This window comes from Bradyrhizobium sp. CCGUVB14 (genome assembly GCF_024199935.1).
Taxonomy (GTDB): domain Bacteria; phylum Pseudomonadota; class Alphaproteobacteria; order Rhizobiales; family Xanthobacteraceae; genus Bradyrhizobium.
Genome location: NZ_JANADS010000001.1, coordinates 8,414,785 through 8,439,663 on the forward strand (window position 1 = coordinate 8,414,785; position 24,879 = coordinate 8,439,663).

The 24,879-nt window shown below is 63.3% G+C and carries 23 protein-coding genes; 10 read left to right on the forward strand and 13 right to left on the reverse strand.

The genetic code is table 11. The features are described 5' to 3' along the window. The first annotated feature begins 10 nt into the window (after window positions 1-10). The 6 genes from NLM32_RS39410 to NLM32_RS39435 are packed head-to-tail and all read left to right on the forward strand — an operon-like array spanning window position 11 to window position 6,963. Window positions 11-1,486, forward strand: a complete 1,476-nt coding sequence (locus NLM32_RS39410) for a type II and III secretion system protein family protein (RefSeq protein ID WP_254134041.1) — start codon at window positions 11-13, stop codon at window positions 1,484-1,486. 20 nt (window positions 1,487-1,506) lie between these two features. Beyond that, complete coding sequence (locus NLM32_RS39415) at window positions 1,507-2,238, forward strand: CpaD family pilus assembly protein (RefSeq protein WP_254134042.1); 732 nt, start codon at window positions 1,507-1,509, stop codon at window positions 2,236-2,238. Continuing rightward, entirely contained in the window at window positions 2,235-3,500 is a 1,266-nt protein-coding gene (locus tag NLM32_RS39420) for an AAA family ATPase (RefSeq protein ID WP_254134043.1), read from the forward strand. The genes NLM32_RS39415 and NLM32_RS39420 overlap by 4 nt, the downstream gene beginning before the upstream one ends. Window positions 3,501-3,521: 21 nt before the next feature. Continuing rightward, a complete protein-coding gene (locus NLM32_RS39425) occupies window positions 3,522-4,985 on the forward strand; it encodes a CpaF family protein (protein ID WP_254134044.1) in 1,464 nt (487 codons plus the stop codon). A 16-nt stretch (window positions 4,986-5,001) separates the two neighbouring features. Further along, window positions 5,002-5,979, forward strand: a complete 978-nt coding sequence (locus NLM32_RS39430; protein WP_254134045.1) for a type II secretion system F family protein — start codon at window positions 5,002-5,004, stop codon at window positions 5,977-5,979. Between the two features lie 9 nt (window positions 5,980-5,988). After that, window positions 5,989-6,963 (forward strand): type II secretion system F family protein, encoded by a 975-nt coding sequence (locus NLM32_RS39435; protein ID WP_254134046.1) that lies wholly within the window; start codon window positions 5,989-5,991, stop codon window positions 6,961-6,963. A gap of 131 nt (window positions 6,964-7,094) precedes the next feature. Here the strand turns inward: NLM32_RS39435 and NLM32_RS39440 are convergent, their stop codons facing one another. The 3 genes from NLM32_RS39440 to NLM32_RS39450 all read right to left on the reverse strand — a co-directional run bounded on the left by NLM32_RS39440 (window position 7,095) and on the right by NLM32_RS39450 (window position 9,966). Next, complete coding sequence (locus NLM32_RS39440; RefSeq protein ID WP_254134047.1) at window positions 7,095-7,907, reverse strand: tetratricopeptide repeat protein; 813 nt, start codon at window positions 7,905-7,907, stop codon at window positions 7,095-7,097. 71 nt (window positions 7,908-7,978) lie between these two features. Beyond that, entirely contained in the window at window positions 7,979-9,487 is a 1,509-nt protein-coding gene (locus tag NLM32_RS39445; RefSeq protein ID WP_254134048.1) for a metallophosphoesterase, read from the reverse strand. A gap of 275 nt (window positions 9,488-9,762) precedes the next feature. Next, a complete protein-coding gene (locus NLM32_RS39450) occupies window positions 9,763-9,966 on the reverse strand; it encodes a hypothetical protein (RefSeq protein ID WP_254134049.1) in 204 nt (67 codons plus the stop codon). A 191-nt stretch (window positions 9,967-10,157) separates the two neighbouring features. Here NLM32_RS39450 and NLM32_RS39455 point away from each other — a divergent pair, with 191 nt between their 5' ends. From NLM32_RS39455 to NLM32_RS39465, 3 genes are all read left to right on the forward strand, one after another. Next, entirely contained in the window at window positions 10,158-11,531 is a 1,374-nt protein-coding gene (locus NLM32_RS39455; RefSeq protein WP_254134050.1) for a M17 family metallopeptidase, read from the forward strand. Continuing rightward, the gene (locus tag NLM32_RS39460; RefSeq protein WP_254134051.1) at window positions 11,524-12,366 is read left to right on the forward strand and encodes a C40 family peptidase; all 843 of its coding nucleotides are present in this window, start codon (window positions 11,524-11,526) and stop codon (window positions 12,364-12,366) included. Before NLM32_RS39455 ends, NLM32_RS39460 begins: the two co-directional genes overlap by 8 nt. A 131-nt stretch (window positions 12,367-12,497) precedes the next feature. Then, window positions 12,498-12,881 (forward strand): universal stress protein, encoded by a 384-nt coding sequence (locus tag NLM32_RS39465; protein ID WP_254134052.1) that lies wholly within the window; start codon window positions 12,498-12,500, stop codon window positions 12,879-12,881. A gap of 93 nt (window positions 12,882-12,974) precedes the next feature. Here NLM32_RS39465 and NLM32_RS39470 read toward each other — a convergent pair whose 3' ends face one another. The 5 genes from NLM32_RS39470 to NLM32_RS39490 all read right to left on the reverse strand — a co-directional run bounded on the left by NLM32_RS39470 (window position 12,975) and on the right by NLM32_RS39490 (window position 16,014). Continuing rightward, window positions 12,975-13,334: a hypothetical protein gene (locus tag NLM32_RS39470; protein ID WP_254134053.1), complete on the reverse strand. Its 360-nt coding sequence runs from the start codon at window positions 13,332-13,334 to the stop codon at window positions 12,975-12,977. Between the two features lie 31 nt (window positions 13,335-13,365). Next, complete coding sequence (locus tag NLM32_RS39475) at window positions 13,366-13,560, reverse strand: hypothetical protein (RefSeq protein ID WP_254134054.1); 195 nt, start codon at window positions 13,558-13,560, stop codon at window positions 13,366-13,368. A gap of 719 nt (window positions 13,561-14,279) precedes the next feature. Beyond that, complete coding sequence (locus NLM32_RS39480; RefSeq protein WP_254134055.1) at window positions 14,280-14,501, reverse strand: hypothetical protein; 222 nt, start codon at window positions 14,499-14,501, stop codon at window positions 14,280-14,282. 242 nt (window positions 14,502-14,743) lie between these two features. Then, window positions 14,744-14,935, reverse strand: coding sequence for a hypothetical protein (locus NLM32_RS39485; RefSeq protein WP_254134056.1), 192 nt, complete (start codon window positions 14,933-14,935; stop codon window positions 14,744-14,746). Between the two features lie 140 nt (window positions 14,936-15,075). Continuing rightward, window positions 15,076-16,014 (reverse strand): MBL fold metallo-hydrolase, encoded by a 939-nt coding sequence (locus NLM32_RS39490; protein ID WP_254134057.1) that lies wholly within the window; start codon window positions 16,012-16,014, stop codon window positions 15,076-15,078. A 120-nt stretch (window positions 16,015-16,134) separates the two neighbouring features. Between NLM32_RS39490 and NLM32_RS39495 the strand changes: the two genes are divergently transcribed. Further along, complete coding sequence (locus tag NLM32_RS39495; protein ID WP_254134058.1) at window positions 16,135-17,031, forward strand: LysR family transcriptional regulator; 897 nt, start codon at window positions 16,135-16,137, stop codon at window positions 17,029-17,031. Window positions 17,032-17,118: 87 nt separating this feature from the next. Here the strand turns inward: NLM32_RS39495 and NLM32_RS39500 are convergent, their stop codons facing one another. The 5 genes from NLM32_RS39500 to NLM32_RS39520 are packed head-to-tail and all read right to left on the reverse strand — an operon-like array spanning window position 17,119 to window position 24,856. Further along, a complete protein-coding gene (locus NLM32_RS39500; RefSeq protein ID WP_254134059.1) occupies window positions 17,119-18,756 on the reverse strand; it encodes an ABC transporter ATP-binding protein in 1,638 nt (545 codons plus the stop codon). A gap of 7 nt (window positions 18,757-18,763) precedes the next feature. After that, window positions 18,764-19,942 (reverse strand): ABC transporter permease, encoded by a 1,179-nt coding sequence (locus tag NLM32_RS39505; protein WP_254134060.1) that lies wholly within the window; start codon window positions 19,940-19,942, stop codon window positions 18,764-18,766. Then, window positions 19,942-21,051 carry a microcin C ABC transporter permease YejB gene (locus tag NLM32_RS39510; RefSeq protein WP_254134061.1) on the reverse strand — a complete coding sequence of 370 codons (1,110 nt, stop codon included), beginning with the start codon at window positions 21,049-21,051 and terminating at the stop codon, window positions 19,942-19,944. The genes NLM32_RS39505 and NLM32_RS39510 overlap by 1 nt, the downstream gene beginning before the upstream one ends. Before the next feature lie 2 nt (window positions 21,052-21,053). Further along, the gene (locus NLM32_RS39515) at window positions 21,054-22,940 is read right to left on the reverse strand and encodes an extracellular solute-binding protein (protein WP_254134062.1); all 1,887 of its coding nucleotides are present in this window, start codon (window positions 22,938-22,940) and stop codon (window positions 21,054-21,056) included. 14 nt (window positions 22,941-22,954) lie between these two features. Next, on the reverse strand, window positions 22,955-24,856 hold the full coding sequence (locus tag NLM32_RS39520; protein ID WP_254134063.1) for an extracellular solute-binding protein: 1,902 nt from the start codon (window positions 24,854-24,856) through the stop codon (window positions 22,955-22,957). Window positions 24,857-24,879 lie beyond the last annotated feature (23 nt).

Consider the following 24,879-nt stretch of genomic DNA (forward strand, 5'->3'; position numbering starts at 1 on the left):
GACAGTCGACATGAAATGCAGGGCAGATCTGGCGACGATGCGGACTTCGATGGTTCGCGCCCTGTCGTTCTCGGCCGCTCTCGCGCTGACGCTCAACCCCGCGCTGACGCCCGTGATCGCCGCGGATTACCGTCCCGCGGCGCCGGTTGCAGCCGACGGCCAGATGAACGCGCGCTTCCTCTCGCTCGGCATCGGCAAGTCGATCGTGATCGACCTGCCGCGCGACATCAAGGATGTGCTGGTTGCCGACCCCAAGATCGCCAACGCGGTGGTCCGCTCGTCGCAACGCGCCTACATCATCGGCGCCTCGATCGGCCAGACCAACATCGTGTTCTTCGATTCCGCCGGCCAGCAGATCGCGGCCTATGACATCGCGGTCAAGCGCGACCTCAACGGCGTTCGTGCAGCGCTGAAGCAGATCCTGCCCAATTCCGACATCCAGATCGACGGTCTCGGCGACGGCGTCATCCTGACCGGGAGCGCGGCCAACCCGCTCGAAGCGCAGCAGGCCAACGACCTCGCGGTACGCCTTGCCGGCGGCCCCGAAAAGGTGGTGAATTCGATCGTGGTCCGCGGCCGCGACCAGGTCATGTTGAAGGTGACTGTCGCGGAAGTCGCGCGCACCGTCATCAAGCAGCTTGGCATCGATCTCACCGCGAACCTGAACTACGGCACCTCGGTGGTGACCTTTTCCAACTCCAATCCGTTCACGGCGCTTGGCAAGAATCTCGTCGACGGCAACGCTCTGACCACCAAGTTCGGCGCAGCGCCGTCGGTGCAGGCCACCCTGCGCGCGATGGAAACCGCAGGCGTGATCCGGACACTGGCCGAACCGAACCTGACCGCGATCTCCGGCGAGTCCGCGACCTTCATCGCCGGCGGTGAATTCCCGGTGCCGGCAGGCTACGCCTGCGATCCCACCACGCATGTCTGTACCACCCAGATCAGCTTCAAGAAGTTCGGCATCTCGCTCAACTTCACCCCCGTGGTGCTGACCGAGGGCAAGATCAGCCTGCACGTGATGACCGAAGTCTCGGAACTGTCGAACGAAAATGCGATCACGCTGTCGCAGGCCGTGACCTCGACCTCCGTCAACTCGCTGACGGTGCCGTCGATCAAGACCCGCCGCGCCGAAACCTCGCTGGAAATTCCCTCCGGCGGCGCGATGGCGATGGCTGGCCTGATCCAGCAGCAGACCAAGCAGGCGATCAGCGGATTGCCGGGGCTCATGCAGCTCCCGATCCTCGGCACGCTGTTCCGCAGCCGCGACTTCGTCAACAACACGACCGAGCTGGTCGTGATCGTGACGCCCTATGTCGTTCGCGCAGCCGCACCGAAGGACCTGTCGCGGCCGGATGACGGCTTCGCGGCACCGGCGGATCCGCAAGCCGAACTGATCGGCAACATCAATCGCATCTATGGCGTGCCGGGCCGGAACGAACCGGCAAAGAACTATCGCGGCACCTACGGCTTCATCACGGACTGATGGCGGAACGGGGACATAGGATGATCACAACACGACCCCAGACCCGCTACCGCGCCGCCGGCCTCGGTGCCGCGCTCGTCGGTATCGCGCTCGCGCTCGGCGGCTGCCAGCACGACGAGGCCACCGCTTCGATCCCCGACGATTACAAACAGCGTCATCCGATCGCGATCGAGGAACAGAACCGTTCGATCGTCGTGTTCGTCGGTCATGCTCGCGGTGGCCTGACCGCAGCCCAGCGCGCCGACGTGATGGGCCTGGCCTCGACCTGGATGCATGAGGGCACCGGCGCCATCCACATCGACGTACCGTCCGGAACGCCGAATGCGCGTCCAGTGGCGGAATCGATGCGGGAGATTCAGGCGATGCTGGCGGCGGCGGGCGTTCCCCCGCGCGGCATCATCGCACGTCCCTACCAGCCGGAAGACAAGCGCTTCCTGCCGCCCATCCGGCTCACCTATTCCAAGATCGCCGCGGTTGCGGGCCCCTGCGGCCTGTGGCCGGAGGATCTCGGCCCCTCGATGAAGAACAAGAGCTGGTTCGAGAACAAGGACTACTACAATTACGGCTGCGCCTATCAGCGGAACATCGCGGCCATGGTCGACAATCCGTCCGACCTCGAGCAGCCGCGGTCTGAAACTCCGGCCTACACGGTGCGCCGCACTGCCGCCTTCGAGAAGTACCGCAAGGGAACTCCAACGGCGGTGGCCTATCCCGAGGCCGACAAGGCCAAACTCAGCGACACCGGCAAATGATCAGCTACGCGCGCCAGACTCAAGAAGAGCAGCCAGAGGCCCCCGCGCCGGTCGAGGAGCATATTGCACCCGCGCCGCGCGTCTCGGTTCAGGCCTTCTGCGAAACCGTGGAGACTGCGGCCGCCGTGCAATCGGCCGGCGAGGACCGCCGTCTCGGCAAGGCCCATCTGAAGATCCAGATGGGTGGCATGGCGGCTGCGATCGAAGCTTATCGGTCTGCGCCGACTCCCAACGTGATCGTGCTCGAGAGCGACGCCCGCACCGATTTGCTGGCCGGGCTCGACCAGCTCGCGACCGTCTGCGACGCCGGCACCCGCGTTGTCGTGATCGGCCGCATCAACGACGTCATGCTCTATCGCGAGCTGGTGCGCCGCGGCGTCAGCGACTACGTGCTCGCGCCGGTTGGCGCGATCGACGTCGTCCGCTCGATCTGCAACCTGTTCTCGGCGCCGGAAGCCAAGGCGGTCGGCCGCATCATTGCCGTGGTCGGCGCCAAGGGCGGCGTCGGCGCCTCCACCATCTCCCACAACGTCGCCTGGGCGATCGCGCGGGATCTCGCGATGGACGCCGTGGTCGCCGATCTGGACCTCGCCTTCGGCACCGCCGGGCTCGACTACAACCAGGACCCGCCGCAGGGCATCGCGGACGCCGTGTTCTCGCCCGATCGCGTCGATACCGCCTTCATCGACCGCCTGCTGTCGAAATGCACAGATCACCTCAGCCTGCTGGCGGCGCCTGCAACGCTCGACCGGGTCTATGATTTCGGCACCGACGCCTTCGACTCGGTGTTCGACACGCTGCGTTCGACCATGCCCTGCATCGTGCTCGACATCCCGCATCAATGGTCGGGCTGGACCAAGCGCGCCTTGATCGGCGCCGACGACATCCTGATCGTGGCGGCGCCGGACCTCGCCAACCTCCGCAACACCAAGAACCTGTTCGATCTGCTGAAGGCCGCGCGTCCCAACGACCGCCCGCCGCTGTATTGCCTGAACCAGGTCGGCGTTCCCAAGCGGCCGGAGATCGCGGCGGCCGAATTCGCCAAGGCGATCGAGAGCCAGCCGGTCGTCTCGATCCCGTTCGAGCCTCAGATCTTCGGGGCGGCCGCCAACAACGGCCAGATGATCGCGGAGATCTCCGCCAACCACAAGTCGATCGAGATGTTCCTCCAGATCGCTCAGCGCCTGACAGGCCGCAGCGAGACGAAGAAACAAAAGTCGTCCCTGCTTTCACCGCTGATTGAGAAGTTGCGGGGAAAATAGGCCGCCGCATGGAGTCGTTAAGTGTTCGGTAAGCGTAGCGGAACAGACACCGACCTTCGGGCACCCAAGCCCGGCGCCGTGTCGCCAGAGCCTGACCCGGCTCCGGCGCCGACGGTGTCGCGCGCGCCGCCCCCGCCGGCCGTCGCCTCGCCGCCGCTCGCCCCCTCGCGGCCGGCGCCGGTCATGGAGACCCGCCGCTCGGACAATTATTACGAGGTCAAGGCGACCATCTTCGGAGCGCTGATCGAGGCCATCGACCTCGCCCAGCTCGCCAAGCTCGATTCCGAGTCGGCGCGCGAGGAAATCCGCGACATCGTCAACGAGATCATCGCGATCAAGAACATCGTGATGTCGATCGCCGAGCAGGAAGAGCTGCTCGACGATATCTGCAACGACGTGCTCGGCTATGGTCCGCTCGAGCCGCTCTTGGCGCGCGACGACATCGCCGACATCATGGTGAACGGCGCCGGCACGGTCTTCATCGAAGTCAGCGGCAAGATCCAGAAAACCGGCATCCGCTTCCGCGACAATCAGCAGCTCCTCAACATCTGCCAACGCATCGTCAGCCAGGTCGGCCGGCGCGTCGACGAATCCTCGCCGATCTGCGACGCGCGCCTCGCCGACGGCTCCCGCGTCAACGCCATCGTGCCGCCGCTCGCCATCGACGGCCCCGCGCTCACCATTCGTAAGTTCAAGAAAGACAAGCTGACGCTGGATCAGCTGGTCAAGTTCGGCGCGATCTCGCCGGAAGGCGCGGAAATCCTCCAGATCATCGGACGTGTCCGCTGCAACGTGCTGATCTCCGGCGGTACCGGCTCGGGCAAGACCACACTGCTCAACTGCCTGACCAACTATATCGAGCACGACGAGCGCGTCATCACCTGCGAAGACGCCGCCGAACTCCAGCTGCAGCAGCCCCACGTGGTGCGGCTCGAAACCCGGCCGCCCAACATCGAGGGCGAAGGCCAGGTCACCATGCGCGAGCTGGTGCGCAACTGTCTGCGTATGCGTCCTGAACGCATCATCGTCGGCGAAGTCCGCGGCCCGGAGGCCTTCGACCTCCTCCAGGCCATGAACACCGGCCACGACGGCTCGATGGGAACGCTGCACGCCAACAATCCCCGCGAAGCGCTGTCACGCTGCGAATCCATGATCACGATGGGCGGCTTCTCGCTGCCCTCGCGCACCATTCGCGAAATGATCTGCGCCTCGATCGACGTCATCGTCCAGGCCGCGCGCCTGCGCGACGGTTCGCGCCGCATCACCCACATCACCGAGGTGATGGGCATGGAAGGCGATACCATCATCACCCAGGACATCTTCCTCTACGACCTGGTCGGCGAGGACGCCAACGGCAAGATCATCGGCAAGCACCGCTCGACCGGCATCGGCCGCCCGAAATTCTGGGAGCGCGCCCGCTACTACGGCGAAGAGAAACGCCTCGGCGCCGCGCTCGACGCCGCGGAAGTGGCACCGAACACGTGAGCAGGTCGGTACAGCCATGAACATGCAGGTCCTCGCCCTCGCCTTCCTCGCCACCGCCGCCGTCGGCGGCATCGCCTGGGTCTTCCTCTATCCGCTGCTGTCTGGCGAACGGAAGGCCGAGAGCCGCCGCGCTTCGATCGGGCGCGCCGACGCGCCCGCGGCCAAGCAGGCTGAAAAGAGCCAGCGCTCGCGCCGCGAGCAGGTCGAGACCTCGCTCAAGGACCTCGAGGCGAGGCGGGCGCAGGAAAAGAGCGTTCCGCTCCACGTCCGCATTTCACAAGCAGGGCTCGACTGGACGCCGCAGAAATTCTGGATCGCATCCGCCGTCGTGGCAGGCGTGTTTTTCTTCGGCGCGCTATTCGGTGGCGGCGGCCTGATCGGCGCGGCCGGTCTTGCCTTTGCCGGCGGCCTCGGCCTGCCGCGCTGGGCGCTGGGCTTCCTGAAGAAGCGCCGCGAAAACAAGTTCCTGGCCGCGCTGCCCGACGCCGTCGACGTCATCGTCCGCGGCATCAAGGCCGGCCTGCCGCTGTTCGAATCCATCAAGGTCGTCGCGGCCGACGCCCCGGAGCCGCTGCGCAGCGAGTTCCTCGCCATCATCGAGACGCAGGCCATCGGCATGCCGCTCGGCGAGGCCTGCTCGCGCCTCTATGAGCGCATGCCGCTGCCGGAGGCCAATTTCTTCGGCATCGTGGTGTCGATCCAGCAGAAGTCGGGCGGCAACCTCTCCGAAGCGTTGGGCAACCTCTCCAAGGTGCTGCGCGACCGCAAGAAGATGAAGGAAAAGATCCAGGCGATGTCGATGGAAGCCAAGGCTTCGGCCGGCATCATCGGCTCGTTGCCGCCGATCGTGATGTTCCTCGTCTATCTCACGACGCCCGGCTACATCTCCCTGCTGTGGACCCATCCCACCGGCCAGCTCATGCTGGTCGGCTGCGTTGCCTGGATGTCGGTCGGCATCATGGTGATGAAGAAGATGATCAACTTCGATTTCTGACGGTGCCGTATGGTCGACTTCCTCGTTACGAAACTGCATGACCCGCACTTCATGACCATGCTGCTGGCGGCCATCGCCGCCAGTGCCACGGTGTATACGCTGGTGATGCCGCTGTTCGCCGGCGAGGGTCTCGCCAAGCGCATGAAGGCGGTGGCGAGCGAGCGCGAGCGGATCCGGCAGCGCGAGCGCGAACGCCTCAACAAGAGCGAGAAGGTCTCGCTGCGCCAGACCCCCAAGCAGCTCGTCTCCAAGGTGGTCGACGACTTCAACCTCACCAAATGGCTGGCGCAGGAAGCTGCGCGCGACAAGCTGATCATGGCGGGCTATCGCGGCCAGGCGCCTTACGTCACCTTCCTGTTCGCCCGCATGGTCGCGCCGCTCGTGCTGTTCGTCGGCTCAGTCGTCTACGTGTTCCTGATCGCCCATATGGATCGCCCGATGCCGATCAAGATCGGCATCTGCGTCGGTGCGGCCTATCTAGGCCTGCAGGCCCCGATGCTGTTCCTGAAGAACGCGATCTCCAAGCGCCAGCTCTCGATCAAGCGCGCCTTCCCCGATGCGCTCGACCTGCTGCTGATCTGTATCGAATCCGGCATGTCGGTGGAAATGGCGTTCCGCAAGGTCGCGACCGAAATCGTCGGCCAGTCGATCGCGCTGTCGGAGGAGTTCACGCTGACCACCGCCGAGCTGTCCTATTTGCAGGACCGCAAGGTGGCGTATGAAAACCTGGCGAAACGCACCGGGCTCGAGGGCGTCAAATCGGTGTGTCTGGCGCTTCAGCAGGCGGAACGCTACGGCACCCCGCTCGGCCAATCCCTGCGCGTCATGGCGCAGGAGAACCGCGACATGCGCATGAACGAAGCCGAGAAGAAGGCCGCCGCGCTGCCGCCGAAGCTGACGGTGCCGATGATCCTGTTCTTCCTGCCGGTGCTGTTCGTCGTCATTCTCGGACCGACCGGCATCAAGATCTCCGAGCTGCACTGACGCAGCAGGACAAAACCGCGAAAACAACCCCATGCACAGTAGCCGGCCAAGGCCGGCCCGATGCCATGTGGATCGCTGCAAAGCTCCGAAGTATCTGACGAAATTCTCCTGATCGCGTCGAGGGCGGCGGATCAGTCCGCCTGGCTGAGCGAGGCAACCGGCGTCCGCTTCGGCGCGCCGCGCGAACCATCACTGCGGTTCAGCATTTCCTTGAGATAGGCGACATTGGCCGCCGCCTGGTCCGGCGGCAGGTCCGCCTTCACAATGGTCTCCGCTTCCGCGAAGCGTCCCTGCAGGCCGACCACCAGCGCGAGGTTCTGCCGCACCCGGGCGCTCGCATGCGGCGAGGCGTAGGCCTGCCGCAGCGCTTCCTCGGCTTTCGGCAGCTCCTTCGTGAGCATGTAGGACAGGCCGAGATTGGAGAGCACGCCGGGATCGCCGGGCGCAATCTTGAGCGCACTCGCATAATAGCTGCGCGCCTCTTCGTGACGGCCCATCTGGTCGAGCGCCGTGCCCTGCACCGAGAGCAGGCGCCAGTCCGGATTGTCGGGCGAATGCGCCTTCGACAGCACGTCGAAGGCCTGCTGGAAATTACCGGTGTCGGCGAGCGCGCGGCCATATTGGGCAAGCAGCGGCTTGTTGCCGGGATTGGCGATGGTCGCCTGTTCGAGCACGGCGGCGGCCTGGGCACGCTGCCCGTTGGCGCGCAGGGCCTGGCCGTAGGCCAGCGCCGCGTCGGGATCCTTGGGGTTGGCGCGATAGCGCTCGCTATAGGCCTCCATGGCGCGCGCCGGATCGGCCGGGGCGGCCTCCGCCTTCGGGCCGATCGAGCCGGTCACATCCGAGAGCTTTGACATTGCCGTGCAGCCGCCGAGGCTCGCGGCCGCGAGCGCAATCAGCGAGGCGGAGGCAAGAAGCCGGGCAGGACGGAACCATTGACGCATGACGCTTTGACTCTCGAGCCGATTGATCGAGCTGAACGCGTCAGCAATAGACTGTTAACCCTAATGGCCGGTTAACGAGGAAGGTCCCCGCCTTGTGGCGGCATCTCGCCGCCCAGGCCCAGATCGAGGCCGAGCAGCTTCACCTGGTCGTTCAGGTCGCGCAGCAATTGCAGTCGCTGCTGCGTCCTCGGCGCGATGTCGGCAGCCTCGCGCGGCAGCGTCGGCCACTGCCGCGCGAGGTCGTCGCGATTGACCAGGCGGTCGGCGCGGAGCTCGTCGAGCGCGGCGCGCTCGATGCCGAGCGTGTCGGCGCATTGTCCGATCAACTGATGGAGCAGCCGCTTCACGTCTGCCAGCGCCGCGAGGTCGGACCTCTGGGCCGACTTCGCGAACCTGCCGGAGAGATCTGCCCAGGCATGGGAGGTGACGAGATAGGTGTAGAGGATGTCCGCCCAATCCTGTCCACCGTCGTCGTAGAAGGCGCGACGCGACAGCAGCCGATGGGCCAGCGCCAGGACCTGGTCCCGCTTCAGCGATGCGCATGAGGCGATCTCGATCACGGACTGGACAGCGGGATCGCGCGACAGATCTCGCCCCACCGGAAGCCTGACGACGCCATCCGGCAGATTCGAGTCGAGCGGCCTGAAGGCGCCATCATTGCGTGGCCGCGAATAGCGGGCGATTGCGAAGCAGTACTCGGGCCGCGCGGCGTCGGAGGCCGCGCCAAAATGGATGATGTTGAAGCCGGCGTCGTCGCCGCCCTGCCCGGTGGAGGACGGGCAGGAGAGCAGATAGATCGTGCGCCAGAAATCCTCAGCCCCGCTCAAGGGCGCACGCGGGTCGGGGATCGAATAGCGGGTGAGCCCCTCGACATGCCGGTGCCCGTGCAGCACCAGATTGACGTTGAGCGAGGTGGCGGCTTCGAGAAAGGTCGCGGGGGCGGCCAGATACATCAGCGGCTCATCGGGGACGCCGAGAAACCGCTTGCCCTCGCCGGTCGCCTGCGGCAGCGGATGATGATGCAACGCCAGCACGCGCACCAGATTTTCCATGGGCTCGGAATAATCCGCGCGTCCGGCCGAGCCCATGCTGCCCGCGAGCTCGACGCTCAGCCGGGCCGATTGCGCCACCAACGCGTGATAGGCCCGCTCATCGAAGTTGCCGCTGGCAAGCGTCGTCAGGCTTGCCCTGTTGGAATCGAGCAGCACCAGATCGAGACCGGCCTGGCGGTAATAGACGCTCTTCGAGGTGCGCGGCAGGTGCAGATAGTCGTAGGCATCGTGCCGGCCGCCGCGCTGACTGGGACGCTTGACGTCGTGATTGCCGGCGACCGCCTGGATGTCGGTGAACAGGCCGGTCTGCCGGAAGGACGCGATGACCGCGAGCGCTTCGTCGAGCGCGCGCGGCGTCGGGTCGTTCACGATATCGCCTGTGATCAGCAGGATGCGATCGGGCACATCCGAGAAATCCGCCATCCGCTCGCGCAACGCTTCGGCAAGGGCCTCGATCGTCGCAAGCAGCCGGCCGGACCCGTCCAGATGCAGGTCGGAAATCTGCACAATGACAAACGATCTATCCATGTTGCGCCGCTCATTGCGAATGCTGCGTCGCCCAAACGATTGAGAGGATTGCCGTCGACGAAGAGTGCAGCCAGGTATCAACCCGGATCGGCATCAACCCGGATTCAAGCGGCGCTGCTGCGCTCGATACGTGCAGTCGCGCGCGACACAATCTAAAAATATCGAGCAATAATGCCACAACCGCGGCGCTAGTAAAGCCCTGCGGCACTGCGCTCGTGAACGGCAGTTCTCAAACGAGATACGCGCGCAATCAGCCGATTGTTTCGCTGGCACGATCAATATTCAATGGCGAGACGCTTGCGGATTTCGTCGATGCGCTTGTCGAGCGCATCGAACCGCGCATGAATCGAACGGTCATGGAGATAGAAGACGTAGCCGCCGGCGAGGAACGCGAAGACCCAGTGGTGATGCTCGACATAGCCAAAGACAGCCTCGACGGCCTGGCCGATGAATGTGATCACGCCCCACACAAATTCCATTGCACGTCCTCCCGGCACGCTTCGTCTTCGGTCACCGGCGTTCTCTGCGCAACCTGGCAACCGCCGCCGGAACCTAGCATGGCTGCTGCTCTGCGAGTAGCGGCTCACTGAGCGGTGACAGCAAAGCCGATTGCAGCCACCGCAAAACTCTGCGAAGTCTCCTCCACCCGAATGACCTTGCGGACCCGCCAATGCCTTCCGTCTTCGAGACGTCCACGACTGCCACCCCGATCACCTTCGTCACCAAATCGAGCTGGGATGCCGTGCGCGAAACGCTGCCGCCGGCGCAACGCCAGTTCGCCACCGCGAGCGCCTTTGCCGCCAAACCGGGCGGCTATCTCGCGCTGCCCGCGCCCGACGGAACGATCGCGCAAGTGCTGTTCGGGCTCGAGGACGACGGTGCCAGATCGCGCGATCGGTTCCGGCCGGGCGCATTGCCGGGCCTGCTGCCGCCGGGCACCTATCGCTTTGCCAATGCACCGCACGATACGCGGCTGGCGGCGCTCGCCTTCGCACTTGGCTGCTACCGCTTCGCCCGTTACCGCAAGGCGGACCGCCCCGACGTCCGACTGGTGCCGCCCGACGGCGTCGACCCCGCCGAGATCAACCGCATGGCGGATGCCGCGATGCTGGCGCGCGATCTCATAAACACGCCATCCAACGACATGGGGCCGGAGGAGCTGGCCGCGGCCGCGCAAGAGCTCGCCGCTGAGTTCGGCGCAAGCTACGCCTGCACCATCGGCGAGGAGCTGGAGACAAGCTTCCCGCTGATCCATGCGGTCGGCATGGCCTCCAGCCGTGCGCCGCGGCTGATCGACATCGGCTGGGGGGATTCCGGCCATCCCAAGGTGACGCTGATCGGCAAAGGCGTCTGCTTCGATACCGGCGGGCTCGATCTGAAGCCGTCGAGCGGCATGCTGATCATGAAGAAGGACATGGGCGGCGCCGCCAACGTGCTGGCGCTGGCGCGCATGGTGATGGATGCGAAGCTGAAGGTGCGGCTGCGCGTGCTGATTCCGGCCGTCGAGAACGCGGTCTCCGGCAATGCCTTCCGCCCGCTCGACATCTTCACCTCCCGCAAGGGCATCACCGTCGAGATCGGCAATACCGACGCGGAAGGCCGGCTGGTGCTTGCCGACGCGCTGGCGCTGGCCGACGAGGAGAAGCCTGAGCTGCTGATCGATCTGGGCACCCTGACCGGTGCAGCGCGGGTCGCGCTGGGACCGGATTTACCGCCCTTTTACACCAATGATGAGACGCTGGCCGCCGACGTCGCGCGCTGCGCGGCGAAGGAGAACGATCCGTTGTGGCGCATGCCGCTGTGGCCGCCTTACGATGCCTGGCTGGACTCCAAGACCGCCACCATCACCAACGCACCGTCCGGCGGCTTTGCCGGCTCGATCACCTGCGCGCTGTTCCTGCAACGTTTCGTCGAGCAAGCCCAAAGCTGGCTTCACGTGGATATTTATGGCTGGACGCCGTCGGCCAAGCCGGCGCGCCCCGAGGGCGGCGAATGCCAGGCCGCCCGCGCCATCTACAAGGTGCTGAGCGAGCGCTATGCATGATCCGCGATTGACACCGGCGCGCGGCGACCTCGCAGCGAAATACCTCGAAGGCAAGGTGAAGGCCGATCGCTTCGTCGCGGGCGACGAATTCGAGGTGGTCGCCCCCATCGCGCCGGTGCGCGAGCAAGCCTCCTCGAACGCGATGCTGATGACGGAGGCGCTGCGCGGCGAGCGGGTCACGGTCTACGACCGCAACGGCGAAGGCTGGGCCTGGGGCCAGCTCGGTGGCGACGGCTATGTCGGCTGGCTGCCGGACGCTGCCCTGATGAAGCCAGCGGCCGATCCGACGCACAAGGTCAGCGCGCTACGGACGCTCGCCTTTCCCGGTCCCTCGATCAAGCTGCCGCCGGTCGACACGCTGGTGCTGGGATCAAGGCTCACGATCGCGCGCGAGGACGGAAATTTTGCCGTCACACGCGAGGGGACATTCCTGCCAAAAACCCATCTCGCGCCGCTCGACCATCGCGAACAGGACTTCGTTGCGGTCGCCGAGCGCTTCGTCGGCACGCCCTATCTCTGGGGCGGCAAGAGCAGTTTGGGCATCGACTGCTCCGGCCTCGTCCAGGTCTCGCTGACATCAGCCGGCACCGGCTGCCCGCGCGACAGCGACATGCAGCAGGCCGGGCTCGGCCGCACACTGGAGCCGCACGAGCGGAACAGTTTGCTGCGCGGCGATCTGATTTTCTGGAAGGGCCATGTCGCCATCGTCCGCGGTGCCGACACCATGGTTCACGCCAATGCGCATCACATGGCTACGGTGATCGAGCCAATCGCACTGGCGATCGCACGGATCAAGGCAGCCGGCAGCGAAGTCGTCGCGATCAAGCGGCTGTAGCCGCGCCAAAAAAAGCTGCCGTTCCGTACCCGGTGCAAGCGATAGATTGATCTATCTCAAGCTCCGTCCGAAATGCGGACCCAGCTTACCTTCACAAACCGGAGATGCGTCCGGGAGATCGGAAGGTTGGCATGTATCGGCATATTCTCATTCCGACAGATGGCTCCGAGCTGGCACAGCGCGGGGTTGCGCATGGATTGGCGTTGGCCAAATCCGAGGGCGCGAAGGTATCTCTCATCTATGTCGTGGAACCGTTGCTTGCCATCACCGGCGATTATGCGAGCGTGCTGGATCACGCGGAAATAGCGGCCCGGGAGGCCGGCGTATCCTGCGAGACAATTCAGGTGGAGCACGGTCAGCCTGACCAAGCCATCGTCGCAGCGGCCGATGCCAAGGGCTGCGATCTCATCGTCATGTCGTGGCATGGCCGCAGCGGTCTTTCGACGCTTCTCATCGGCAGCGTGACAAACAAGGTGCTGACCTACGCGAAAATCCCCGTGCTGGTCTGCCGGTGAACATGAAGCTCGTAGGATGGGCAGAGCGCAGCGAAACCCATCGTTCCAACGGCGCGACCGCAAAGCGATGGGTTTCACTGCGCTCTACCCATCCTACAGGACTTTGACGTCCGTCTTGAGCACTCGCCACGCAACCAGCACAAGAACAAGAACCCCACACGAAATTGCGGCCGCTGCTATGAAGCCGGGGTAGTCGCGCACCAAAAGGTACAAAGAAGCGCCGACCAACCAGATGACCCCGTAGATAACCCACAGGATCATCTCGCCAATAAAGTAAGCTCCCAGAGGCCCAACGACGTCGTCCAACATATCCAGCTTAGAGACGAAATCCGCGAGCTTCATAAGAAGTACGTCAGATCGCGCCAATCGGCGTTCAATGGGAGACAACACAAGCGTGTTATATTTCTCCGCGCCTCCGGTATCGCAGGATGGGCAGAGCACAGCGACATCCATCAGTCGCTCCACCCATCTCACCGCCCGTTCCTCAGAACAGACGCATATGCGGATTTTTCAACAGACCACCGCCGCCCAAAAGCGGCGGGTTCTCGACGCGCAGCGGCGGGGGCGGTTCGTAGACGCTACCGGGGCCTCCCCTCGATGCCGAACCACCGACGACTCCGTCGAGTTCGACTGCGGATAGCTCGTGCTTCACCTCCGCGTCGATCGCAATAAACCTCATCCCTGTACTCCTGTCGCGGTCGCGAGACTGCCCCGCGACTACTTGCACAGGATGCCACGGTGATCGCACCATTGCCGTGATCGCGATCACGCTGGGATCAGCTCGTAGGATGGGTAGAGCGAAGCGAAACCCATCAATCTAACGGCTCGGCCGCAAAGCGATGGGTTTCGCTGCGCTCTACCCATCCTACAGGTACTGAAGCCGCCGTAGCCCATGTTTGCTTTGGGCCAACAGGCGACATGGCGGACGGATCATCAGGTACGTGGCCCGACTGCCCCGAACGCCACACGCCGAGAATCGCCCCAATTGCTCAATTTCTCCGAATTTGGTTGAACGAACCGTTAGGGAGGCGAGGCTAGTGGTGACATCAGTACATACCCTTGGAACGAACGATGAGATGGCTCAGGTGGCAGTTCACGCGCAGTGACGTCTTCGTCGTCCTTTTTGCCGTAGCTCTGATATGTGTCTGCGCTGTCATTCTTGTTCGATATCCGTCCGTTCATCAGGCATCTGGCTTCGGCCCGGATTGGGATTGCAAGAGTGTCCCCAACAGTGAGCCAGTTTGCATGAAGAAGACCAGCCATTAGCTTGACGACCGCTCGCTTTGCCGCCGAGCCGTTAGAATGATGGGTTTCGCTTCGCTCTGCCCATCCTACCGGTATTGCTAATCGGCGGACGGTACGACAGGTCAGCAATGGGCCGGAAGGCGGAAGTCGTCCTTAGATGCTGCCGGCAAGATGAAGCAAAAGGACGTACAGCCCAAGCCCCGTCGAAAACCAGAGGATGAAATACAAGATCAGCTTAAAAAGGTCGCTGTCGCTGCGACGATAGTAGGAACGATCCGGGTTGGCTATCTGCCTTTCTTCGCGAATTAACTTGCCAGCCTCCCGTACGAGGGCCAACGCTCCAATCATGATCCAGAGCTGCAACAAGATGAACATATGGCCATGCGTTATAGTGCGCATGTCAATCATTCACGCGGCCGAAAGATAAACTTTGATTGAACAGCCGAAAATGATCGCTCGTCGGATGGTTTAAACCCTTGCGAAGCCATCATCCTTGCGCCGATCAGGCAGGCCGGCAATGAAGTCGCCGCGATCAAGCGGCTCCATCTGTATCTCTTGAGATGGGCGGAGCTCTACGAGAGCCATCGTCAGCTCCACCCATCCCACTTTCCGTTTCCTTAGAACAGGCGTAGCTGCGGATTTTTCAGCAGACCACCGCCACCCAATTGGGGCGGGTTCTCGACACGCACCGGCAGATGCGGTTCGTTGATCCAGCCGGGATGGCCAAATACGCTGCCGCCGGCGACCTGCTCGAGTTCGCCTGCCGATAGCTCACGCTTCACCTGCGCTTCGACTCCAGTCAATGTCATCTCAGTCCTCCTGTCGCTGCCGCGAGACTGCCCCGCGACTACCCACACAGGATGCGGCAAAGATCGCACCATTGCCGTGATTGCGATCACGCTGGGATCAGGTCGCCACTCCAGCCGACGAGCCGCGAAAGACTCGTAGCTCAGGGCTGATGACCCAGCTTCACAATCATCCGCGGATGACGTTCACTCAGGGCCTTCAACGCGAGCAAGCTCTTCCGTTCCTCTTCGCGGTCGAACGTGTAGCTGCCAGGTTCGACTCCGTGCTCCCAGCCCCAACGGGTGTGGCAAGCGTCGCCAGTGAGGAGCACCGGACCTTCCGGAGTGCGGGCGAGATAGGAAAGATGGCCCGCCGTGTGTCCTGGAGTCGGGATTGCGAACAACGAGCCATCACCGAAGACATCGATCACCCCTTCGAACTTGCCGTCCGGATCCTTGGTGAACTGAAATTCCTGAATCGCTGGCCGCCCCTCAAAGAAGGCGTCTTCCATCCCCTCGACAAAGAAGTTCTCCAGCTTCTTTTCCTCGGCCTCTCCAGGCCCCGTATAAAACGGCACATCTTTTGGAATGTCGGGCATCCCGGAGATATGATCGAGATGAAGATGAGTCATCAGTACCCCTTTGAGGGGAGTCCCTTCCGATTTGATGATCGACAAGGAGTCTTGCCGGACTTGCATCTTGTCGAGCTTTGCGAAGTTCCGCACCACCCATCCGACGCCCAGACTCTTGGGGTCCTCGACAAGCCGCTTCGAAACGCCGGTGTCGACCATGTAGAACCCCTGCGTCGGATGCCGCAGGAGATGCGCATAGATCTGGATCGGCTCCTCGTGGTCCTTGAGCCCCGCCTGGACGGCTTGGGAGTCCTTCAGATTGAGCAGCCCCGATAGATCGGCGACCCAATCCGCGCTGACGACCGTCTTGAGTTCGATCGGTCCCGGCTGATCGATGAGAGCCTCCATGGCCGCCGAGCTGATCGGCTTGCCAAGGCCGGCAGACTTCGTCGGATGGGAGCTCTGGGCGCACCCGGAAAGCGCGACGATGGCAAGGGCGCCAATAAAAGAGAGTCCTGACTTGCGGAGCATGATCGGTTTTTCCTCGTTTCTGCTACCGCTTTCGCCTTGGGCTGCTAGAATGGCAATCGCCTAAATTCCTATGTCGCCATCCATAATTGAATGGGCCTGGGACAAAGCCGAGGAGCGAACGTGGACCTGCAATGGGACGATCTGCGGATCTTTCTCGCCGTCGCCGACGCCGGCAGCCTCAGTGGCGCCGCGCGCCGCCTCAAGGCGAGTCAACCCACTTTGAGCCGGAGGATCGCGGAGATGGAGTACGCGCTCGGCGAGCCCCTTTTCATTCGCAAGAACCAGGGCATCGCCTTGACGAAAACCGGAGCCAGGTTGCTTCCCGCAGCCCAGGGCATGGCGCAATGGGCGACGGAAGCAAATCGCGCAGTCGACGCGAAGAACTCAGCCGTAAGCGGCCGCGTGCGCATCGCGGCCGTACCGGCATTTGCCTTTGATTTCCTGCCTCCGATCGCGGAAAAGCTCAAGAGGAAGCATCCGCAGATCACTCTCGAAGTTTTGGCTGGCACCGAACGCTTGAACCTCGCACGCGGCGAGGCCGACATCGCGCTCAGGAGATATCCATCTGATGATCCTGATCTCATCACAGTCGACGAAGTCGCTATTCCGATCGGCGCGTATGCGAGCAGAGACTACGCCCGGAGACTTCCCGCGAGATACGACTTCCGCGACCTCCACTGGATCGCATGGGCAGGAGAGCTCGAGATGGTGAGCCCGAATCCGGAGTTCGCTGCCAGGATCCCGGACTTTCGTCCCGCTTTCACGTCTGACGATTACAGCGTTCAAGTCGCGGCTTGCCACGCCGGGGTCGGCGCAATGATCCTTCTCAAGACCTCCCATCGGATCAAACGACCGGGCGAACTCGTCGAGCTAAAGCTCGTCCTTCCAACGTCGCTCCGCGCAGCCATCTCGATCATCTGCCATAAACGCATGGTGGATCTCCCGAAGGTCAGAACGGTGGTGGACCTGCTCCGGCAAGAGTTTGCTGATCTGAGGAAGAGCCAAGGCAGCTCGTAGGATGGGTAGAGCGAAGCGAAACCCATCGCCTTGTGGCCGCGCCGTTAGAATGATGGGTTTCGCTTCGCTCTACCCATCCTACAGGTCCTATGTCGCGACCGAGCCGTTGCCGGCCGTCTCGAGCCGGAACGCGGCCGCGAACAGGGCGCGGGTGTAATCCGTCTTCGGATTCTTGAACAGCTCCGCGGCCTGGCCTTCCTCGACCACCTTGCCGCCGCGCATCACGATGAGATGGCTTGCGAGCGAGGCGACGACGCGCAGATCGTGCGAGATGAACATGTAGGTGAGATCGCGCCTGCGCTGCAATTCGCGCAGCAGGTCGACCATCTGCGCCTGGATGAGCATGTCGAGCGCGCTGGTCGGTTCGTCCAGCACGACGAAATCCGGCTCCAGCACCACCGCGCGCGCGATGCTGATGCGCTGGCGCTGGCCGCCGGAGAATTCATGCGGGTAGCGAAAGCGGGTATCCGGCTTCAGCCCGACATCCTCCAGCGCCTTGACGACCCGCGCCTCGCGCTCGTCGCGCGATAGCTTGGGCTGATGCACCGAAAGGCCTTCGGCGATGATGTCGTCGACCGACATGCGCGGGCTGAGCGAGCCGAACGGATCCTGGAACACGATCTGCATGTCGCGCCGGAAGGGCCGCATCTCCTTGAAACGCAAACCCTGGATGTCCTTGCCCAGGAACACGATCCGCCCGTTCGACGAGATCAGCCGCAGCAGCGCGAGCCCCAGCGTGGTCTTGCCTGAACCGGACTCGCCCACGACACCGAGCGTCTCGCCCTTGCGCACGGCGACGCTGACGCCGTCGACGGCCTTGATGTGCCCGACCGTCTTGCGCATCAGGCCGCGCTTGATCGGAAACCACACCTTGAGATCATCGGCCGCCATCACCACCGGCGCATCCGGCTGCGGCGGTGCCGGATCCGGCTTCGGCTCGGCCGCGAGCAGATCGCGCGTATAGGGATGTCTTGGTGTCCTGAACACCTGCTCGACCGGCCCCTGCTCGACGATCTCGCCGCCCTTCATGACGCAGACGGTGTCGGCGATGCGGCGCACGATGCCGAGATCATGGGTGATGAAGAGCAGGCTCATGCCGAGCCGCGAACGGATCTCGGCGAGCAGCGCCAGGATCTGCGCCTGCACGGTGACGTCGAGCGCCGTGGTCGGCTCATCCGCGATCAGCAAATCCGGCTCGTTGGCGAGTGCCATCGCGATCATCACGCGCTGGCGCTGGCCACCGGAGAGCTGATGCGGATAGCTCTTCAGCCGCGTCTCCGGCTCGGGAATGCCGACCTGCGTCAGCAGCTCGAGCGTCCGCTTGCGCGCCTGCGCGTTGCTGGTCGGATTATGCAGCTGAATGATCTCGCCGATCTGCGCCTCGATCGTGTGCAGCGGATTGAGCGAGGTCATCGGCTCTTGGAAGATGATGGAGATGTCGCTGCCTCTGATCTCCCGCATCTGCTGCTCGGACTGGTCGATCAGCTCCTGCCCCTTGAAGCGGATGCTGCCGGAGGGATGCGAGGCGCTGGGATAGGGCAAAAGTTTCAGGATCGAGAGCGCGCTGACCGACTTGCCGGAACCGGACTCTCCGACCAGCGCGACGCATTCGCCGCGCTTGATCTGGAACGAGACCTTGTCGACCGCAAGCGTCGTGGCGCCGCCCTGGTGGAAGGCCACCGAGAGATCGCGTACCGCAAGCAAAGGCTGGTTGATCGCGTCCATCACGCCCTCACTTGAACGCCTTGCGCGGATCGAAAGCGTCGCGCACGGCTTCGCCGATGAAGATCAGGAGCGACAGCATGATCGCGACCGAGAAGAAGCCGGAGAAGCCGAGCCATGGCGCCTGAACGTTGGATTTGCCCTGGGACAGCAGCTCGCCGAGCGACGGCGAGCCGGGCGGCAACCCGAAGCCGAGAAAGTCGAGGGCCGTGAGCGTCATGACCGAGGACGATACGATGAACGGCAGGAACGTCATTGTCGCGACCATCGCATTCGGCAGCAAATGCTTGAACATGATCGTGGCGTTCGACACGCCGAGTGCCCGCGCCGCCTGGATGTACTCGAAATTGCGCCCGCGCAGGAACTCCGCGCGCACGAGCCCGACCAGCGACACCCAGGAAAACAACAGCAGGATCCCGAGCAGCACGAAGAATCCGGGCACGAGCACCGAGGACAGGATGAGCAGCAGATAGAGCGACGGGATTGCGGTCCATATCTCGATGAAACGCTGGAAGAACAGGTCGACCCAGCCGCCGAAATAGCCCTGCACCGCGCCCGCCGCGATGCCGACGACTGACGAGACAATGGTCAGGCACAGGCCGAACAGCACGGAGATGCGGAAGCCGTAGATCAACCGCGCCACCACATCGCGGCCCTGATCGTCGGTTCCGAGCCAGTTATATTCGAGATCGCGGCAGCTTTTGAGGCCCTTCTTCTCGACCACCGGCTTGCATTGCGCTTCCGTCAGCATCCAGGTCGGCGGCGACGGGGCGGGTGTCGGCAGATCGAGGTTGTGGGTGTCGTAGGAATAGCGGATCAGCGGCCAGACGATGCTGCCGCCCTTGTCCTTGATCAGCTTCTGCAGATAGGGATCGCGATAATCCGCCGCCGTCTCGAAGTCGCCGCCAAACGTCGTCTCCGAATAGGTGACGAAGGCCGGCCAATAGAGATGGCCGTCATATTTGATCATGAACGGCCGATCATTGGCGATCAGCTCGGCGAACAGCGACACGACGAACAGAATCATGAAGATCCAGAACGACCAATAGCCGCGCCGGTTCGCCTTGAAGTTCTGCCAGCGCCGCCTGTTGAGCGGCGACGGCGCGAACGGCTTGCGCGTGATCGGCACGGCGTCACCGAGCGGCGACTTCGCGGTGGTCTCGATCGGGGTCGGAGCGGTCAGCGTCATCAGACCTCCCGCGCCTCGAAATCGATCCGCGGATCGACCCACATATAGGCTAGGTCAGAGATGAGATTGACCACGAGGCCCACCAGCGAAAAGATGAAGAGCGTGCCGAACACGACCGGGTAGTCACGGTTGAGAACGCTCTCGAAGCTGAGCAGCCCCAGCCCGTCCAGCGAAAAGATGGTCTCGATCAGAAGCGAGCCCGAGAAGAAGGCGTGAATGAAGGTGGAGGGAAAGCCCGCGATGACGATCAGCATCGCATTGCGGAACACGTGGCCATAAAGCACCCGGTTCTCGCTGCAGCCCTTCGCGCGGGCGGTCATCACATATTGCTTGCGAATCTCGTCGAGGAACGAGTTCTTCGTCAGGAACGTCATGGTCGTGAACGCCCCTAACCCCATGGCGATCAAGGGCAGCGTCAAATGCCAGAAGTAATCGATGATCTTCCAGTACCAGGGAAATTGCGACCAGCCGTCCGACGTCAATCCGCGCAGCGGGAACCAGTTGAAGAACGAGCCGCCCGCAAACAGGATGATGAGGAGGATCGCGAACAGGAAGCCGGGAATCGCATAGCCGAGCACGAGCACGGTCGACGTCCAGGTGTCGAAGCGCGTTCCGTCCTTCACCGCCTTGCGGATACCGAGCGGAATCGAGATCAGGTAGGTCAGGAGCGTCAGCCAGATGCCGAGCGAGATCGAGACCGGCAGCTTTTCCTTGACCAGCTGGAGCACGCTGACGTCGCGAAAATAGCTGTTGCCGAAATCGAAGCGGGAGAAATTCCAGACCATCAGCGCGAAGCGCTCAGGTGCGGGCTTGTCGAAGCCGAATTGCTTCTCCAGTTTCTTGATGAAGTCCGGATCGAGACCCTGTGCTCCCCGATATTTCGAGTTGATGGCGTCGCCGCCGGCGCCGAGCTGACCCGGCGCGCGCTGCGCAAAGTCGCCACCGCCGGAAATACGCGAGGTGCCGCCGGTGTCGGCGCCCGACAACTGCGCGATCACGCGCTCGACCGGGCCGCCCGGCGCGAACTGCACGACGACGAAGGAGACGAACATGATTCCGAGCAATGTCGGGATCATCAGAAGGATACGCCGGGCGATATAGGCGCTCATGATTACTTCGCCTGCTCGAGCTTGGCCGCCCTGGCGCGGTCATACCACCACAAGGTCCGCTCCCCCACGCCGCTCGCGTAGTCGGAGAGCGGATAACGCGGCAGGTTCGCCGGATGGCCGAACTCGTCCCAATACGCCAGCCGGTGGCTGGTATTGTACCATTGCGGCACCCAATAGCGACCGGCGCGGAAAACGCGGTCGATCGCGCGGCAGGCGACGATCAGGTCGTTGCGCGTCTCGGCCGCCATCGCCTTGTCCACGAGCGCATCGAGCGCGGGATTGGCGGCGCCGGCAAGGTTGTAGGATCCCTTCGTCGCAGCAGCTTGAGACGTGAAATAGGTGCGCAGACTGTCGCCGGGCGTCGCCGTCATGGACAGGCGGTTGATCGCCACGTCGAAATCGAAGGATTCGACCCGGGCGCGATACTGGACGGCATCGATGAGGCGCAGGTTCGCATCAATACCGAGCATGTTCAGGTTCTTGAGGAACGAGGCGTGGTGCGGCTGGAACGACGCCTCGTCAGTCAGGAACTCGATGCTGAAGACGTCGCCGTTCGGCAGCAGCCGCTTGCCGTCCTTGACCGGAAGCTGCGCCTCCTGGAGCAATTGCTGCGCCTTGCGGAGCAGCGTGCGATCCTGGCCTGAACCGTCAGACACCGGCGGCACGAACGGCTCGCCGAAGACTTCGTCAGGCACTTGCCCGCGGAAGGGCTCGAGCAGCTTCAGCTCCTCGGGCGACGGCATCCCTTCGGCGACGAGATCGGAATTCTGGAACGGCGATCGCGTGCGCGCATAGGCGCCGTACATGATGGTCTTGTTGGTCCATTCGAAGTCGAACGCGCAGTTCAACGCTTCGCGCACCTTAGGATTCTTGAACTTGTCGCGCCGCGTGTTGAGGAACCAGCCCTGGCCGCCCGAAGGAGTCTGGTCCGGCACCTCCTCGCGCTTGACGCGACCGTCCTTAATGGCCGGGAAGTCGTAGCGCGTCGCCCAGATACGCGAGGTGAATTCCTCGCGATAGAGATAGTTCTTGCCGGTGAAGCCTTCGAAGGCGACGTCGCGATCGCGGTAGAATTCGTAGCGGATCACGTCGAAATTGTTGCTGCCGCGGCAGACCGGCAGGTCGGCGCCCCACCAGTCCTTGACGCGCTCGAACTCGATGAAGCGGTTGATCTCGAACTTGCCGACCTTGTACGGACCCGAGCCCAGCGGCGTGTCCGTGGTGGTCTCATCGAAGACCCGGTTCGCGTAATAGGCCTTGGAGAAGATCGGAAGTCCCGCCACGTAAAGCGGCACGTCGCGCGCGCGCTTCTCGGCGAAGGTCACGATCACCGTGGTCTCGTCGAGCGCCTCGGCGCCCTTGACGTCGCGCATCTGGATCTGGATCAGCGGATGACCCTTCTCCTTCAGCACGTTGATCGAGAACGCGACGTCGTGCGCGGTCAGCTTCGTGCCGTCATGAAACTTCGCCTCGGGCCGCATCGTGAAGCGATAGGCGAGCTTGTCGGGAGAGATCTGCACCGACTTCGCGGCAAAGCCGTACATGGCATCGGGCTCGTCACCGGCATGCGCCATCAGCGTGACGAAGGTCAGGTCCATGCCCTGTGCGCCCTCGCCCTTCAGGACAAAGGCGTTGAGCGAGTTGAAGGTGAAAAAGGACTGATTGTAGCCGCGCGTTGACGGGATCAGCGAGAATGCGCCACCCTTCGGAGCAATGGGATTGACGTAGTCGAAATGATGGAAATCGGCGGGATATTTGAGATCGCCGAACGCCGACATGCCGTGGGCTTCAGCGGGCCCCTCGGACGCCGCCGCGCTGCGGATTACGGCAGCGCCAAGCGCGCCGCCGACACCGAGGACCAGCACATGCCGGCGTGAAAGCTGCGCCATGCGAAACACGTCCTTCACGACTTCTTTGCGATCCGTGCCGCCTTGTCTGCGTCGTACCACCAGACGAACGGGAAGCCGGACTGGCCGTATTTGGGCAATTCCGCCGGCCGACCGAAACGATCCCAGCGCGCGGTGCGCACCTTCGTGTAGGTCCACTGCGGCACGACGTAGTGATTCCACAGCAGCACCCGGTCGAGCGCTTTGGTGGCCGCGACGAGCTCGTCGCGCCCCTTGGTGTAGATCACCCGATCGATCAGCTTGTCGACCGCCGGATTCTTGATGCCGGCATAATTCTGCGAACCGACGACGTCGGCCGACTTGGACGACCAGTATTCGCGCTGCTCGTTGCCTGGTGACTGAGACTCGCCCCACGAGTTGGTGATGACGTCGAAATCCCACTCGCGAGTCCTGTTCTCGTACTGGGTCGGATCGACGGTCCGCACGTTGACAGCGATACCGAGACGTTCGAGCGACGGCTTGTAGAACAGCGTAACGCGTTCGAAGCTCGGATCCGAGTTCAGCAGCTCAAGGGAAAACTGGGCACCGGTCTTGACGTCGATCAGCTTGCGATCGCGCACCTCGTAGCCGGCCTCCTTGAACAGGCGTAGCGCTTCGCGCAGATTGTCACGCACGGCTTCCGGACTGCCGCCAACCGGATTGGTGTAGGCTGTCGTGAAGACCTCGGGCGGGACATCGGCGCGGACGGTCTCGAGAATTTCGAGCTCCTTGCCTTGCGGCAAGCCCGTCGCCATGAGCTCGTCGAGGCCGTCGAAATAGCTGCTGACGCGCTTGTACTGACCGAAGAAGAGCTGCTTGTTCATCTCCTCGAAGTCGAATGCGTAATTGAGCGCACGACGCACGCGGGGATCCTTGAACTTGGCGCGGCGCAGGTTCGGCACGAACGCCTGCATGACGCCCGAACTGCGATTGGGGAATTCCTCGAGGATCACCCGCTTTTCAGTCACGGCCGGGAAGTCGTAGGCCGTCGCCCAGTTCTTCGCGCTGTTCTCGGTGCGCCAGTCGACCTGATCGGCCTTGAAGGCCTCGATCGCCACAGTGGTGTCGCGGAAATACTCGTAGCGGATCTCGTCGAAATTGTTGCGGCCAACATTGACGGCGAGGTCGCGCCCCCAATAATCCTTCACGCGCTCGAGCGTGAATGACCGGCCCGCGTCGTACGCCTTGACACGGTAAGGACCCGAACCGAGGGGAATTTCCAGCGTGGTCGTGGAGATGTCGCGCTTGCGGCCCTGCGCGTCGGTGCCCTCCCACCAGTGCTTCGGCAAGACCGTGAGCTGCCCCACGATCTGGGGCAGTTCGCGATTGCCCGGCGCGTCGAACACGAACTTTACTTCGCGCTCGCCGACCTTCTCGGCCTTCACCACATGGCTGTAATAGGCCGCGTATCTGGGGTGGAGCTTCTTGAAGGAATCGAACGAGAAGATCACGTCATCCGCAGTGACCGGGTTGCCGTCATGCCATTTAGCCTGCGGCCGCAAACGATAGACCACGAAGGAAAAATCGTCGGGGTGGCTAACGGCTTCGGCCAGCGCGCCGTATTCGGTCGAGACTTCGTCGAGCGCCTCCGTCATGAGGGCCTCATAGATAAACCCGATGGCACCGGCGACCTGTCCCTTCACACCAGAGACGACCATGTTGAGATTGTCGAAGGTGCCGATGGCGATCTGCCGAACGGTACCGCCCTTGGGCGCGTCCGGATTGACGTAATCGAAGCGCTTGAAGTCGGCGGGATACTTGACGTTGCCGAACAGCGACAGCGCATGGCGCCACGGGAGCTCGCCGGCCGACTGCGCCTCGGCAGTTCCGATGACGGGAAGGCCCGCCACAGAGCCGAGGGCGGGGAGCGCAGCAAATGCAGCGCCGGTGAGCAGGAGATCGCGTCGGGTAATGGCCAAATCAACATCCCAGTCTTGAAGGA

Coding starts and splice junctions, on each gene's coding strand:
- NLM32_RS39410 (WP_254134041.1), top strand. CDS start 11: ATGAAATGCAGGGCAGATCTGGCGACGATGCGGACTTCGATGGTTCGC.
- NLM32_RS39415 (WP_254134042.1), top strand. CDS start 1,507: ATGATCACAACACGACCCCAGACCCGCTACCGCGCCGCCGGCCTCGGT.
- NLM32_RS39420 (WP_254134043.1), top strand. CDS start 2,235: ATGATCAGCTACGCGCGCCAGACTCAAGAAGAGCAGCCAGAGGCCCCC.
- NLM32_RS39430 (WP_254134045.1), top strand. CDS start 5,002: ATGAACATGCAGGTCCTCGCCCTCGCCTTCCTCGCCACCGCCGCCGTC.
- NLM32_RS39435 (WP_254134046.1), top strand. CDS start 5,989: ATGGTCGACTTCCTCGTTACGAAACTGCATGACCCGCACTTCATGACC.
- NLM32_RS39440 (WP_254134047.1), bottom strand. CDS start 7,907: ATGCGTCAATGGTTCCGTCCTGCCCGGCTTCTTGCCTCCGCCTCGCTG.
- NLM32_RS39445 (WP_254134048.1), bottom strand. CDS start 9,487: ATGGATAGATCGTTTGTCATTGTGCAGATTTCCGACCTGCATCTGGAC.
- NLM32_RS39450 (WP_254134049.1), bottom strand. CDS start 9,966: ATGGAATTTGTGTGGGGCGTGATCACATTCATCGGCCAGGCCGTCGAG.
- NLM32_RS39455 (WP_254134050.1), top strand. CDS start 10,158: ATGCCTTCCGTCTTCGAGACGTCCACGACTGCCACCCCGATCACCTTC.
- NLM32_RS39460 (WP_254134051.1), top strand. CDS start 11,524: ATGCATGATCCGCGATTGACACCGGCGCGCGGCGACCTCGCAGCGAAA.
- NLM32_RS39465 (WP_254134052.1), top strand. CDS start 12,498: ATGTATCGGCATATTCTCATTCCGACAGATGGCTCCGAGCTGGCACAG.
- NLM32_RS39470 (WP_254134053.1), bottom strand. CDS start 13,334: ATGGATGTCGCTGTGCTCTGCCCATCCTGCGATACCGGAGGCGCGGAG.
- NLM32_RS39475 (WP_254134054.1), bottom strand. CDS start 13,560: ATGAGGTTTATTGCGATCGACGCGGAGGTGAAGCACGAGCTATCCGCA.
- NLM32_RS39480 (WP_254134055.1), bottom strand. CDS start 14,501: ATGTTCATCTTGTTGCAGCTCTGGATCATGATTGGAGCGTTGGCCCTC.
- NLM32_RS39485 (WP_254134056.1), bottom strand. CDS start 14,935: ATGACATTGACTGGAGTCGAAGCGCAGGTGAAGCGTGAGCTATCGGCA.
- NLM32_RS39490 (WP_254134057.1), bottom strand. CDS start 16,014: ATGCTCCGCAAGTCAGGACTCTCTTTTATTGGCGCCCTTGCCATCGTC.
- NLM32_RS39500 (WP_254134059.1), bottom strand. CDS start 18,756: ATGGACGCGATCAACCAGCCTTTGCTTGCGGTACGCGATCTCTCGGTG.
- NLM32_RS39505 (WP_254134060.1), bottom strand. CDS start 19,942: ATGACGCTGACCGCTCCGACCCCGATCGAGACCACCGCGAAGTCGCCG.
- NLM32_RS39510 (WP_254134061.1), bottom strand. CDS start 21,051: ATGAGCGCCTATATCGCCCGGCGTATCCTTCTGATGATCCCGACATTG.
- NLM32_RS39515 (WP_254134062.1), bottom strand. CDS start 22,940: ATGGCGCAGCTTTCACGCCGGCATGTGCTGGTCCTCGGTGTCGGCGGC.